Annotated in this window: 11 protein-coding genes, 2 tRNA genes and 3 pseudogenes; 2 read left to right on the forward strand and 14 right to left on the reverse strand. The window is 43.7% G+C overall.

Annotated features, from left to right (window positions below):
• Nucleotides 1–104: 104 nt before the first annotated feature.
• The 5 genes and pseudogenes from E5329_RS19455 to E5329_RS19475 all read right to left on the reverse strand — a co-directional run bounded on the left by E5329_RS19455 (nt 105) and on the right by E5329_RS19475 (nt 2,962).
• Complete coding sequence (locus E5329_RS19455; RefSeq protein ID WP_135991031.1) at nt 105–1,268, reverse strand: hypothetical protein; 1,164 nt, start codon at nt 1,266–1,268, stop codon at nt 105–107.
• On the reverse strand, nt 1,237–1,542 hold the full coding sequence (locus tag E5329_RS19460; protein WP_135991032.1) for a hypothetical protein: 306 nt from the start codon (nt 1,540–1,542) through the stop codon (nt 1,237–1,239). Before E5329_RS19460 ends, E5329_RS19455 begins: the two co-directional genes overlap by 32 nt.
• A 109-nt stretch (nt 1,543–1,651) precedes the next feature.
• Nucleotides 1,652–2,281: a sugar O-acetyltransferase gene (locus E5329_RS19465; protein ID WP_135991033.1), complete on the reverse strand. Its 630-nt coding sequence runs from the start codon at nt 2,279–2,281 to the stop codon at nt 1,652–1,654.
• Nucleotides 2,282–2,368: 87 nt separating this feature from the next.
• Nucleotides 2,369–2,609: pseudogene (locus E5329_RS19470) on the reverse strand (ATP-binding protein); the annotation flags it as partial.
• 110 nt (nt 2,610–2,719) lie between these two features.
• Entirely contained in the window at nt 2,720–2,962 is a 243-nt protein-coding gene (locus tag E5329_RS19475; protein ID WP_135991034.1) for a helix-turn-helix domain-containing protein, read from the reverse strand.
• Between the two features lie 109 nt (nt 2,963–3,071).
• Between E5329_RS19475 and E5329_RS30835 the strand changes: the two genes are divergently transcribed.
• Both E5329_RS30835 and E5329_RS30840 read left to right on the forward strand, forming a co-directional pair.
• Entirely contained in the window at nt 3,072–3,485 is a 414-nt protein-coding gene (locus E5329_RS30835) for an AAA family ATPase (RefSeq protein ID WP_275443495.1), read from the forward strand.
• A gap of 13 nt (nt 3,486–3,498) precedes the next feature.
• Nucleotides 3,499–3,921 carry an AAA family ATPase gene (locus E5329_RS30840; RefSeq protein ID WP_275443496.1) on the forward strand — a complete coding sequence of 141 codons (423 nt, stop codon included), beginning with the start codon at nt 3,499–3,501 and terminating at the stop codon, nt 3,919–3,921.
• Nucleotides 3,922–4,389: 468 nt separating this feature from the next.
• Here the strand turns inward: E5329_RS30840 and E5329_RS32245 are convergent.
• From E5329_RS32245 to tilS, 9 genes and pseudogenes are all read right to left on the reverse strand, one after another.
• Nucleotides 4,390–4,554 (reverse strand): annotated as a pseudogene (locus E5329_RS32245) (Sir2 silent information regulator family NAD-dependent deacetylase); the annotation flags it as partial.
• Nucleotides 4,555–4,584: 30 nt separating this feature from the next.
• Nucleotides 4,585–5,834 (reverse strand): annotated as a pseudogene (locus tag E5329_RS19495) (ATP-binding protein).
• A gap of 156 nt (nt 5,835–5,990) precedes the next feature.
• Nucleotides 5,991–6,881 carry an SIR2 family NAD-dependent protein deacylase gene (locus E5329_RS19500; protein WP_135991035.1) on the reverse strand — a complete coding sequence of 297 codons (891 nt, stop codon included), beginning with the start codon at nt 6,879–6,881 and terminating at the stop codon, nt 5,991–5,993.
• Nucleotides 6,882–7,183: 302 nt separating this feature from the next.
• Nucleotides 7,184–7,267 (reverse strand) — tRNA-Leu (locus E5329_RS19505).
• A 32-nt stretch (nt 7,268–7,299) separates the two neighbouring features.
• Nucleotides 7,300–7,381 (reverse strand) — tRNA-Tyr (locus tag E5329_RS19510).
• Between the two features lie 86 nt (nt 7,382–7,467).
• Nucleotides 7,468–9,573 (reverse strand): glycoside hydrolase family 13 protein, encoded by a 2,106-nt coding sequence (locus E5329_RS19515; RefSeq protein ID WP_135991036.1) that lies wholly within the window; start codon nt 9,571–9,573, stop codon nt 7,468–7,470.
• A gap of 336 nt (nt 9,574–9,909) precedes the next feature.
• Entirely contained in the window at nt 9,910–11,751 is a 1,842-nt protein-coding gene (ftsH, locus tag E5329_RS19520; RefSeq protein ID WP_135991037.1) for an ATP-dependent zinc metalloprotease FtsH, read from the reverse strand.
• Between the two features lie 74 nt (nt 11,752–11,825).
• Entirely contained in the window at nt 11,826–12,365 is a 540-nt protein-coding gene (hpt, locus tag E5329_RS19525; RefSeq protein ID WP_135991038.1) for a hypoxanthine phosphoribosyltransferase, read from the reverse strand.
• Nucleotides 12,358–13,875: a tRNA lysidine(34) synthetase TilS gene (gene tilS / locus E5329_RS19530; RefSeq protein WP_135991039.1), complete on the reverse strand. Its 1,518-nt coding sequence runs from the start codon at nt 13,873–13,875 to the stop codon at nt 12,358–12,360. The genes hpt and tilS overlap by 8 nt, the downstream gene beginning before the upstream one ends.
• Nucleotides 13,876–13,893 lie beyond the last annotated feature (18 nt).

Here is a 13,893-nt window from a genome sequence, read left to right on the forward strand (position 1 = left end):
GTTCGGTAAACTCTTGTTCTTTTTCTCTCCTCAAAAATCGCAATTTCCTATAAAGCAAGAAAAGAGACAAAATTAGAAATTCTAATTTTGTCTCCCAAACAATTTCACTGTTCTGTTTCCCGGTCTTTTGATTCAATCTCCAAACTATCATCCGCTGCTGTCTCCAGTTTTGGATATTCTTCTTTTTTCTGAAACCGGGACAGCATATTATCTTTTTTCTCCAGCAGGTTCTGCTGCTGCCCTTCTTTTTCCAACAACTTTTGCTGCTGCTTTTCTTCTTTTTCCAACAATCTTTGCTGCTGCTTTTCTTCTTTTTCTAACAGCCGCTGCCTCTGCTTTTCCTCTTTTTCTAATTGCTTTTTTTGTCTTGCCGCTTCCCGGCCCAGAAGTTTTTTCTGCTGCTTTTCGGATTTTTCTCTGGATTTCTGGTTCTTGCGCACTTCCTTTCGGGCTGTCTTTTCAATTTCACGGATAGTCTCTCTGGCTTCACCCACCTTCCGCTTCTCTTTCCGATAGGGATTATGGAAGAAATACGCTGCAGTTCCCACCACCAGTACGCAAATCCCAAAGATTGCCAGCCAGGGCAGAATCATATGATACTCCTGATAGCCCAGTTCAAAACAGATAAATACCACCATCATCAGGGGAAACATGAGGAGATACAGAATTTTGCAAATGATATCCAGGATTTTTCCCCTCTTTTTCTCCTGAGCCAGAAGAGTTCCCTCAATCCCTGTAAAAGCAATCATAAACAGGCAAATCTGTGACTGGAACCCATGAAGGACGCCGCACAATGCCACCAACGCCACAGACAGCAGAAACAGGGAAAAGGCGCAGCCCTGGTAATAGGCATTCCGATATTCCCGAATCCCCTGCAGTTTATCTTCCGTGATTCCATACATGGCATAGACCTGGGAGTCCATATGCTCCTGAAATTCCTGGTTGTATTTTCTGGCTTCCCTGGTCCGTTCCATATTCTTCTCAATGGACTGGTTCAGCCTGTCCAGTACGTCCTGTTCCTGACGGATCTGTTCAAACAACGCGTCCTCCGCTTCCCGCTGCTTCTGTATCTGGCTGTATATCCACTCTGCTTTCTGTATCTTTAAACTTTCCCGCTCCTTTTTTGAACGTTCTTTTCCCAGACACTCCTTAATCTGGCCGCCCGGCAGCGCTGAATCTGCCGGACGCTCCTCCAATCCGCCGCCCGGCGATTCCGAATCTGACGGTGGATTCTTATCATACTCCTGAGTTTGCTCCCGTTCTTCCATCTTCTTTCCTCTCATTGTATGCTTTTGTGGTTAAGCTGCCGTGAGGATATTTCTTTACATTTATTTTCTCTTTGTACCTCCGTCTCAGAGAACTCTCCTCCAGCAGGCGGCTGTACTCGGCTTCCCGCTTCCACTTCTTCTTCCGTTCTGCCTTTATCTGAAATAATTCTTCCTTTGTAGGCCCGGAAAATCCATCGTCATTTCTCCAGTTCCTGCCGCGGATACTTTTTCTGTCTGCCTGACGAGCCAGCATAATCTGAAAACTGTGGTCCACAGCGGATTTTCCTTCTCCAGGTTCCATAGGGAAGAATTTTGAAAAAATATTTTCTGTATGTTCTGATATTTGATACCTTGTGTCCACGCTCCATTCCCCTTCCTGATTCTTATTTGTATTTTATATCGGCGGAAATTGGAAGAATCTCCCTGTCCTTGAAATAATATTTCCTGTCATGCTCGCCGATTTCCCGCATCACCCGGCAGGGATTCCCCACCGCCACCACATTTGCCGGAATGTCCTTCGTCACCACGCTCCCGGCTCCAATCACCGTATTGTCCCCAATGGTAACGCCCGGCATTACCACGGCTCCAGCTCCAATCCAGCAATTCCTTCCAATACGAACGGGCATATTATACTGATAAAGCTGCTCCCGAAGCTCAGGCAGAATCGGATGCCCTGCAGTGGCAAGAGTGACATTTGGCCCAATCATCGTATAATCTCCGATGTAGATATGGGTATCGTCTACACAGGTCAGATGATAATTCGCATACACCATCTTTCCAAAATGGCAGTTCTTCCCGCCAAAATTAGCGTAAAACGGGGCTTCTATGTATACTCCCTCACCGCAGTCCCCCAGCATGTCCTTCAGCATTTCCGCCCTCTGTTCCGCCTGGGAGGGTTTGGTCTGATTGTATTCACACAGCTTGTCCTGATAAACCACCTGCTCTTTAATAATCGCTTCATCTCCAGGCAAATACAGCTCTCCGGTGTGTAATTTTTCCTTCATGCCGCTCATGATAAAACCTCCTGCAAAGAATTTTGTTGAGTATAGCACAAATGGAACTAAATTTCAATGCCGGCGGCCGTCTATCCTAAGAAATAATTCCTGAGCCTGCTTTTCCTTTGATGACATATCATAAGCGACGAATATAATATCTCTGACTTCCCTGATTAACAACAAAATCAACCTCAAGCTGCTTGCGTACACGTTTTCCCTCTTGAGCTTTTCCATACACATCTATGATTCCTATATCGGCATAATATCTGCGAATGAGTAATTCGTTATAAACAATATTTTCCATAATATGGGTCGGTTCCTGCTGTTGGAAGTTTAATCTCGCATTTCATATGGTTGTAACAAAAAAGAACGATTCATAAAAAGAGAAGTATGGCTGATTGTATAGAGGAAAAATTTTATGCAAGGTGTGATATCTCATTACCGTAGCGGGATGGGTTATTCATCCTCAAAGATAGTTTCGTTCATTTCAGGGAAATCCAATAATTCAGATACCATCATCCCCAAGCCAATTGCAAGTTTATGCAGTGTTTTCAGTTTTGGGTTCTTTGTTTTCCCAGACATAATATTTTCAACGGTGGATTGTGTAATGCCGGACAGCGTAGCCAGCTTGTTGATGGTAATGCCTTGTTCCCGACACAGCTTTGTGAGACGTAATATAATAACATCTGAATAAGTCATATAGAAATCCCCCTGTTGCAAGAATTAAGAAGCGTATAAAGGTGATTCCAAGCCAAGGTTAACGGTATACCGTTTATTTCTCTATGTAGATACATATGGTAAATTGTTTTTGCCAATTTCTGCGATTTATGGACCTAATGGAGGAGGAAAATCTAATGTCTTAGAAGCATTGCATACATTGGATTCCAAAGTGTTAAGACCGCTCTGTGCGACTTGTGATAAGTCTGATTGCGATTATAAAGTCCGTAAAATTCCGGTAGAACCATTTGCATTTTCTGAACAGGCAAAAGAGGAACCGACAGAATTTGAATTGTTTTTCAGAACGGTAAAAGCAGAATATCGTTACATTCTTCATGTGAAGAAAGGCGAAGTTGTTTATGAAAGTCTTGATCGGGTGAAAATGGATACCGGAAGACGTTCGGCGCTTTTCAGAAGAAATACAGAATCAACAGAATTAAAAGGAATCTTCGGAAAATTAAAAATAAGTGAGGATCTCTCGCCAACCTTGCCTAGATGGGTATAGTGCAGAAATCACATTGTCGGAAGAATCCAGTGAGACAAGAAAATTGTTCGGTTTACTTCCGTTAATTGCAAAAAGTCTGATTTATGGAAGTGCGCTGGTTATTGATGAATTGGACGCAAAGATTCATCCTGTATTACTGCAATATGTGATTAAGCTATTTACAGATATGAATATTAACAAGAAAGGCGGGCAATTAATTTTCACTTTACATGATTTGTCTACCATGAATAACGAAGTATTCAGGAGAGACGAAATCTGGTTTGCGGCAAAGGGAAGAGGACAGAATTCAGGATTATATTCTTTGGTTGAGTCTAAAAATGATAATGGAGAATCTGTTCGTAAGGACACAAAATATGATAAACAATATTTGGAAGGTAAATATGGTGCAGATCCCTATCTGAAGAAAATCATAGACTGGAGTGATGTAGGTGCCTAAAAAGCAGGAATGGAGGCATAGAAGAAGAAACGCCGCCAAGAGCATCTGGAGAAGAAAAAGTATCGCTATTATATCTTTTGTGAAGGTGAACAGACAGAAACCCAATATTTTGCAGGCTTTACGCAATTGATTGAAGAGAATCCAATCTATAAGGTTATGGCGCTGATAAAACTAGAGCCCTGTGCAGCAGAGACAATGAGAGTACTTGGTATGTCTGAGAGGTATGTGAAAAAGAATAAGATACAAAAGGGGCAGATTTGGTTTCTTTTAACCTTTGTTTATTATAATCGAATCATCATAGGTCGGAGTATATTTCCTTTTTGAATGAGAAATTCAGTGAGATTGGGAGATATCAGAAAAATATGAAGGATATTTTTGATATTCTGATGGAGAAAGGGAATCTAAAGTTAGTGATACGGTATGCAAAGTAAAATGATCATCCTGGTGGATAGCAGGCATCACGATATACTAAAGCAGTTCTAATATCTTTCCTATCTCTCCATTCAAACAGATGGATCGCTTTTCTATCTTCTTCGGACAGAAGGCCTCCCCATAATTGATGCCAACATACACCGCCTTCGGATTCTCCGCCGTCATCTGCCAGAATGGGTATTTGATGATACCCGGGGTGTTATGTTTATTGCGCACCACATAATTTGCAAATTACAGTTCCAGGCTATTCGGTTTCAAAAGGAAATCCATAATCCCCATAACCACAATTCCTTCCCCATTTCGCCATAATTTAATCCTGTCCTTGACCACGATGATTTTCTTGAAAGAATCGCCAATATGCACCAATGACTTCTGCTCCTGCTGCATTTTGCTGCTGTCCGGAATCGCAAAGGCAGACTGGATATAATATCTCTGATTGCCACGGTTACAGACAAAATCCACCTCCAGCCTCTTGCGAACCACTTTTCCATTCTCATCTCGTTCGGAATGCTCCACAACGCCAACATCCACATTAAATCCTCTGATCAACAGTTCATTATAGATAATGTTCTCCATAATATGATTCTCTTCCTGCTGTCTGAAGTTAAGCTGAGCATTGCGCAGCCCAACATCCGTGAAATAATACTTAAAAGGAGAAGCAATATACCGCTTTCCCTTAATGTCATACCGCTCTGCTTTACTGATAATAAAAGCCTCTAACAGATATCCAATATAAACTCCTATGGTTTTGTCGCTGACATTCATCCCATTGCTGCCAAAAGTATTTGCCAGTTTCGTCGGATTGGTCAGCGAACCCACCGCCGATGCAAGGATATTTACCAATGCTGCCATACAGTTGTCTCCACGCAGCCTGTGACGCTCTTCAATATCCTTCAGATACAATTCCCTGCACAAATCAATCAGATATTTTGACTTTAATTCATCTGTTTTTCTGCTGAGTATCAGCGGCAATCCTCCATAGGTACAATAATCCATCCACGCATCATATGTATCTCCTGAATATGCAGAAACATATTCCGAAAAACATAACGGATAAACCCGGATTTCATCTCCGCGCCCCCGAAATTCCGTCAGTACATCGGTGGAAAGGAATTTTGAATTGCTTCCTGTTACATAGATGTCCAGATTCTCCCTTCTGTTCAGGCCATTGAGTACCGCCTCAAATCCCCTGCACATCTGGACCTCGTCCAAAAAACATACCATATGCCATCATCGGATATACGCTCTTTAATATAGCCGCCCAGTTTCCTGCTGTCATGCAGGTCTCCATAATCATCATCCAGCGGAATTCTGATAATTCTGGATTCCTCTACGCCAGAACCTAAGAGATACTGATAATATAACTTAAACAGCAAGTATGATTTTCCGCATCTCCTAATACCAGTAACCACTTTAATCAAGCCATTTTCTCTACGTTCAATCAGCCGATTCAAATACAAATCCCTCTTAATTGTCTCCATCCTTTTCTCCTTACTTCGGAATATTGTAAAATGTTGCTTTTCTCCGTAGTTTACTATAGCAAATCAAAATAGAAAGGGCAATGTATTATAACTATTATACGCCGAACTTTATGAAAAATATGCATTTCCCCGAAATAAGGTTCTATTGGAAAATTTTTATTCATTATCAAAAAAACAGCTATTTATGTGAAGCTTCTGAATCTGTTGTTTCCCATAAATATCTAACTGACAGAGTACTTCCCCGATGTCCGCCTGAATGCAGATGGATCTATCTTTAATTTCCTCCGGTGCATAAGCCTCTTTGGCATTGATGCAGATATATTGTGCATTTTTCCACTCATTGACCATGTGCCAGAAAGGGTATTTAATAATCCCAGGGGTATTCCCTCCAACCCCAAGCTCCAGAAACAGAATCCGCCGGTTTTTATAATTCTGGATAAACTCACGATACCGTTCTGCAGCCGAATGCCACCCCGCATCCTGTACAAATAAATCATCCTGCCGCAGATTCATCGTCATAGGCGCACCGCAGACCGGACAGCTTGGTACAAGTTCTGAAGGAACTTTCATTTCTTTTTGTTCCGAAATCATACTCCTCACGGTTTCTTCATTATCATAAGTTTTGTTATGGCAGGCTTTGGAACACTGCCACAACCCATAATCTCCCTGAGTGTAAAACAGCCGCTTTTTATCAAAACCGGCTCTCTGGAACTGATGGTCCACATTTGTGGTCAGTACAAAATAATTCCTCTCTTTCATCAACTGATGTAATCGAGAATATACCGGCTTGGGAGTGTCCACATACCTATTGTAATAAATATGCCTGCTCCACCATGCCCAATATTCCTCCAAGGTTTCATAAGGATAGAAACCACCGGCATACATATCTGAAATATGATATTTTTCTATAAAATCTCCAAAATACTTTTCAAACCGCTCCCCGCTGTAGGTAAACCCGGCAGAAGCCGATAAACCGGCGCCTGCTCCAATTACAACAGCTTCCGCTTCAGCCAGGGCATTTTTCAGCTTATCCATCTCTCTGCTCATCTACAAACCACACTGATCCTTTCTTTGATATGACTGCCCTTATTTATGTTTTCGTTATATACTTTTTTGTTACAACAAAATAATATCACAACACAGTCGTAATATCAATAGTTACAACTATAAAATTTTAATAAAGTAGAAGTCTTTAGAATTTCACTCCAATTACTTCGCACTGTTACATTATCTTTCTCTCCCAATCCATGCTTTCGCACTGTTTTTTACGCAAAACCCAAATCCATTCTGTCAAAAAAACTGCAAAACAAAAAAGGCTAATCCATTTATGAATCAAGCCTTATTACAAATGCCGCAGACCGGAATCGAACCGGTACGATGTCGCCACCACAGGATTTTAAGTCCTGCGCGTCTGCCAGTTCCGCCACTGCGGCAAACTCTATTCAATTATCAAAACATAAGGTAATGGATGGAGAAGGATTCGAACCTTCGAAGGCGTCGCCAACAGATTTACAGTCTGCTCCCTTTGGCCACTCGGGAATCCATCCATAATGCAAGAGGTAAATCATACAATTTGATTTCCTCAGCTAAGTTGTATTATAACATATGATTTTTCCGCTTGCAAGATAATTTTTTATTTTGGCCCGATATTTTTCAGAATCACTGCACAATTGGGCGGCAGGGACAGCTTTAGACGTCCATTCTTCACTTCATAAACGACCGGTTCCAGAGAATAAGATTCCGGCTGGGTAAACATAATCCGCTCTAATCTCGTTTCCCGACCCATGCCGGCCGGCCAGACTCTCCATTCCATCTCCCGCTCTACATAGTCGTTATTGATGATGATAACAAACTGCTGACGCCTGTTAAAACGCCCGTAGCACATCACCTGATAATCTCCGCCCAAAAACTTCAAAGAACCTGTCTTAAGGGCGTCATACCGTTTGTGAATCTGAATAATATCACGATGAAAATCCAGCAATTCCTGATCTTCTTTTCCCCAGGGATAAGTCCGGCGGTTATCCGGGTCCGTAAATCCTACTACTCCAGCCTCATCTCCGTAATAAATCGTAGGCGCTCCCGGCCAGGTCATCTGCACCACTACCGCTTCCTTCATAACTCCCTTATTTACTTCCTCTCCTGCCGCCGCACTTCCCAGATTATTCACCCGGCCCACCTTATGATTGGTACGGGTCAAAAATCTGGAATGATCATGATTGGACAATTCATTCATAGCGCATTGCAGAGAGGGCGTCATAAAACGGGTCATATAATAATTCATGGCTCCTTCAAAATTCTGGAAATTCCCCAGCATATCCTGCCGATAGCCATCACTGTGCTTCTCCATTCCAGTTAAAAACCAGGTTAACGGCTCCATAAAAGCATCGTAATTCATCACCGTATCCCACTGATCACCCCGCAGCCACTCCACCGGATCTCCATAGTGCTCTGCCAGCACAATAGCCTCCGGATTGGCTTCCTTCACTGCTTTGCGGAAATCCCGCCAAAACTGATGGTTAAATTCCACGGAATGTCCCAAATCGGCCGCCACGTCCAGACGCCATCCGTCTGCATTGTAAGGCGGAGAAACCCATTTTCTTCCAATATCCAGAATATAATCGTACAGTTCCTGGGATCCTTCATAATTCAGCTTAGGCAGCGTATCGTGCCCCCACCAACCGTCATAACTGCCGTTGTAAGGCCAGCAATTTTCATCATGAAACTGGAAAAAATCACGATAAGGGCTGTCGGCCGATATATAGGCTCCGGTGGCGTACCCTACTTCCTTTTCGTAAATCAGTTCTTTGTCCAGCCATTTATTAAAAGAACCGCAGTGGTTAAATACTCCGTCCAAAATTACCCGCATTCCCCGTTTATGGGCTTCCGCTACCAGACAGGCAAACAGCTCATTGCTGGCCTCCAGATTTTCAATATCAGAAACCCGCTTAATATATTTGGTGGCCTTGGCATTATCGGTTTCTCCCGGCTGCAGCTCTTCTCCGCCGTCCGAGATAATCACGCCATAATGAGGATCTATGTAATCATAGTCCTGAATATCATATTTATGGTTGGAGGGGGAAACAAACAAAGGATTAAAATACAATACTTCTATCCCGAGATTTTGTAAATAATCCATTTTCTTCATTACTCCAGCCAAATCCCCGCCGTAAAATTCACCTACGCCAAAATCCGCCGGGTACTGTTCCCAATTCTCCACATGCTGGCTGTAGACTTTAATATAGTAATATTCATTTGTTACAACATCATTGGAAGAGTCTCCATTACAGAAACGATCCACCAGAATCTGATACATCACTGCGCCTTTTGCCCAATCCGGCGTAGAAAATCCGGGCACAATGGCAAAAGAATATTCCGGCCGCACCTGAGGCGTAACCCCCATACGGTCATAATAACAATGAAGCATTCCGGTTGCTATTTCAAAATGATATCGGTACTCTTCTGTCCCAAGCTGCACCTCTGTCCGATAATAATCAAATTCTCCCCTGGTCTCCTGCTTTTCCATAGGAATCTTTCCTGATTCATGACACAGCCATACAATATCCACATTATTCTTTGCTGTGCGGAATGTCAGTGTGACCTTCTCGTTTTCCCCCGGCTCCGGGGGGGTCCTGTAATCCTTAGTTCCATCGGAAAACAACGCATGTTTCCGTAGCAAGGGACGCATCTGCATCATATACTGCTGTCTCTGATTCAATTCATAAATAGAATATTTACTCATAGCATGACCTCTCACAATTTTTTGTGCCGATCGGACAGGGCAGATTCCCCCTGACCGCCGTGCCGGGTATCCGTCAGCTCTGCTGACAATATTCCTTCGGTGTCCATGTGCATTAAAAAGGCAGCTTGTTACGGCTGCCTTTTTAGGAGAAGGTATTTTTACTATGGGGTATAGCAAAAACTATATAATGTATTGGGGGGTTTTTACAGTAATTATAGTACCATATATTTCCCAATAAGTGTGCACAAACTTAATAAAAATTGCAGCCCGTTTCTATATGTTTTGCACAGTACCTTTTCCCTATTCCCTGGGGTTTCCATCGTCATTTTGCACAATTCACCCTTCAAACAATGCTTCAAACTCATCTCTGCTGATTTTTTCTTTCTCCAAAAGGAGATCTGCACATTTATGAAGAATCTTTTCATGCTCCATCAAAATGTTTCTGGATTTCTGGTAACACTCGTCAATAATGCGCTTAATTTCCTGATCGATCACTCCTGCAATATTCTCTCCATATGCTCTGGTGTGCGCCAGATCTCTTCCAATAAAGACCTCATCATCCTCATTATCATAATTAATCAGTCCCACATGCTCCGACATTCCATATTTAGTCACCATGGCCTTTGCCACACTGGTAGCCTGCTTGATATCCTGGGAAGCTCCTGTGGTAATATCATCAAAGATCAGTTCCTCTGCCACTCTTCCTCCAAGATCCACAATAATTTCCTGCATCATTCGTCCTTTGGTGTTAAACATCTCCTCACGTTCCGGCAGCGGCATGGTATATCCTGCCGCCCCTATCCCTGTAGGAATAATGGACACGGAATACACCGGTCCCACATCCGGCAGCACATGAAACAAAATCGCATGGCCCGCCTCATGATAAGCGGTAATTCGCTTCTCCTTCTCTGTTATAATCCGGCTTCGCTTCTCAGAGCCGATTCCCACTTTTACAAAAGACTTGCGGATATCGCTCTGGATAATATATGCTCTGTCTTCTTTGGCCGCATAGATGGCCGCTTCATTTAAAAGATTCTCCAGATCGGCTCCTGTAAAGCCTGCTGTGGTCTGGGCAATCTGCTTTAAGTCCACATCATCTCCCAGCGGCTTATTCATGGCATGCACCTTCAAAATCTCTTCTCTTCCGCCGATATCCGGCCTTCCCACATGTACCTTCCGGTCAAATCTGCCTGGACGCATAATCGCAGGGTCCAGAATATCCACGCGGTTGGTAGCCGCCATCACGATAATTCCCTCATTGACGCCGAATCCATCCATTTCCACCAAAAGCTGGTTCAGGGTCTGCTCTCTTTCGTCATGTCCGCCGCCCATTCCGGTGCCGCGGCGCCTTGCCACTGCATCAATCTCGTCGATAAACACGATACAAGGAGCATTTTTCTTGGCGTCTTCAAACAAATCCCGGACACGGGAAGCTCCCACGCCTACAAACATCTCCACAAAATCAGAACCGGAAATACTGAAAAAGGGCACGCCTGCCTCTCCTGCCACTGCTTTTGCCAGAAGTGTTTTACCAGTTCCGGGAGGTCCCACCAACAGGACGCCCTTGGGAATTCTTGCCCCAAGCTTGGTATATTTTCTGGGCGCCCGAAGGAAATCCACCAGTTCTTCTAACTCTTCCTTCTCTTCCTTTAAGCCTGCCACGCTTCCAAAGGTTACCTTCTTATTCTCATCCGTTGTCATTTTTGCCCGGCTCTTGCCGAAATTCATCATTTTATTTCCGCCGCCGGAAGCTGCCGATGCGTGATTGGTCATCATAATATAGAACACAAACAGCACGGCAAACAAAATCAATGTGGGAAGTATGGAAATCAGCCAGTTTTCCTCCGGCATTTCCTTGACCACATAATCTGCAAAATCATAAGACTTCATAGTCTCCTGCAGAGTATTGATATCCGACACGTACAGCACTTTGGCGCCGCCATTGCCGGAATCCCCTTTCAGGGTTACATCTGCCTGGCCTGTGGGCACTTCCCGATTCTGGGAAATAATCACCGACACCACATTTTCACTTTTCAAATCATGTTCAAACTGCGCATAAGTATATAATGAATTCTGTCCAAAACCGGAAGAATTGTCCCGCAGCACCCAGAGCAATGCCAGGATCAAAATCACAGCAATGTATAATCCAAATGCCCGGTTACGTTTCTGTGCATTCATACTTTCTTATGCCTCCTCTCTCATAGTCTGCAAAATTTGCTGATATTCTGTTTTACTCTTTGGAAGCGGCAGACTCATTTTGCCGCCTCATCCTCTAATTCTACGACTCCCACATAAGGAAAATTCCTGTAATGCTGCATATAATCAAGGCCATAGCCCACTACGAACTCATCCGGAATCTGAAATCCGGTATAGTCCACATGCACATCTGTCACCCGGCATTCCGGTTTATCCAGAAGAGTGCACAGTCTCAGGCTCTTCGGCTTCCTGCTTTTCAAATTTTCCAGTAAATAACTCAGGGTTCTGCCGGAATCCACAATATCCTCCACCACCAGCACATTTTTCCCTTCAATCGCATCATCCAGATCCTTAATTACTTTCACCACTCCGCTGGACTTGGTGTCATTTCCATAACTGGATACGGACATAAAATCAAGGGAGACCGGCACTGACAGCCTCTTTGCCAACTGACAGGTGAAAAATACCCCGCCTCGTAAGACGCTGACCAAATGAACTTCCTCCCCTTTATAATATTCACTAATCTCTTTTCCCATTTCACAAATTCGTTTTTCCACTTCTTCTTCTGATATTAATACACGGACTTTTTCACTCATGAACCGTTCCTCCATCTACCTGTATCTCAAGAATTCTTCTGGTATGTTCTGTCACTTTTACATCTTCGCTGATGCGGTGCCCTATGACCCAAAGAATATGGCTGCCATCTGCAAGGAGCAGCATACTGTCCCGCTTTTGTCTGGGTATTTTCTCATCCACAAAATATTTTTTCAGCTTTTTCCTTCTGCCATCTGCACTGATCACCAGAAAATCCTTTTCCCGACGTGTTCTAAATTGCATGGTACCTTTTATTTTATCATAATCCAGCCATTTCGTATACATTTTTTTGGGAATTTCTTCATTTTGAAAATTATTTTCAAATAATCTGGCATGAATCTCATATCCATAACAGGGAATTATCAAATCGCTGTCCGGCTGAAGCTCCAGGAAATCCCCTTGGGTTTCGGCGGCGGTTTCCTCCTCTTCCGAGTTGGCGCTTTGGGGCCGGATTTCTTCCGCCTTTCCCATGGGCCGCCCCTTTTTAGCTCTTTTCCCTTCGCATTTTTCCAGCCGGATTCCTTCATACACCCGCTCTGCTGTAATATTATAAGGAAACTCTAGTCTTTTTCCAACCTGTCTGCCAAAAAGCTCCTGAAGCTGCTGCACATGCAAATCCGTAATATCTTTGCTGTCTCCGGCTGCTTCTGACAATCTTTGGTAAAGCAGCGATTTCTGAAGAATCATTTTTTCTTTCACCACTTCCCCCGAAATACAGCAGCCCCGGCCCTGCCAGGTGACATATTGCTTCTCTGCCTCCCTGGTCAAATCCTCCACTAACTCTGCAGTCTCCCCTGTCAGAATTGCCATCCGGTTCATATGGGCGACAGCCTGACTGTTTATCTGCTCCAACACAGGAAATACCTGATGGCGCAGCTTATTTCTGGTATAATTCAGCGCTTCGTTGGTCTTATCCTGACAAAATTCCTGCCGGACGTCTGCCAGATAGGCTTCAATTTCCTTTCGTTCCGCGCACAGCAGGGGACGGATAATCTTCCCCCGTACAGGCAGGATGCCGCACATTCCCTTAAGTCCGGTCCCCCGCACCAGATGAAACAGCATGGTTTCTGCACAGTCGTTTCTGTTATGGGCAACTGCAATCTTGTCTGCGCCAAATTCTCTGGCAGCACAGTCAAAAAATCCGTACCGCAGCTTCCTTGCCCCCTCTTCCACCGTCAATTTCTGTGTTCTTGCATACTCTAAAGCATTGCAGTGAAACACCCGGCAGGGAACCTTGCGTTCTTTACAGAAATTCTCCACAAAACAGGCGTCACTGACACTGTCTGCTCCGCGGATTCCATGTTCCACGTGCACAGCGCACACATCAAATCCAACTGTTTTCTGCAATTCCAGCAAAATCAGCAGCAGGCAAAGAGAATCTGCGCCGCCGGATACCGCAGCCAAAATACAGTCCCCCTCCTCTGCCATATGATATTCCCTCATATATTCCAAGATTTTCTTTTGCATCTGTTTCTCCCTGATTTCAAAATTCCTGTTATTATCTTCAGCCATTTTGCCCTTCACGGGTTT

Source organism: Petralouisia muris, from assembly GCF_004793545.1.
GTDB classification, from domain to species: Bacteria; Bacillota; Clostridia; order Lachnospirales; family Lachnospiraceae; genus Petralouisia; species Petralouisia muris.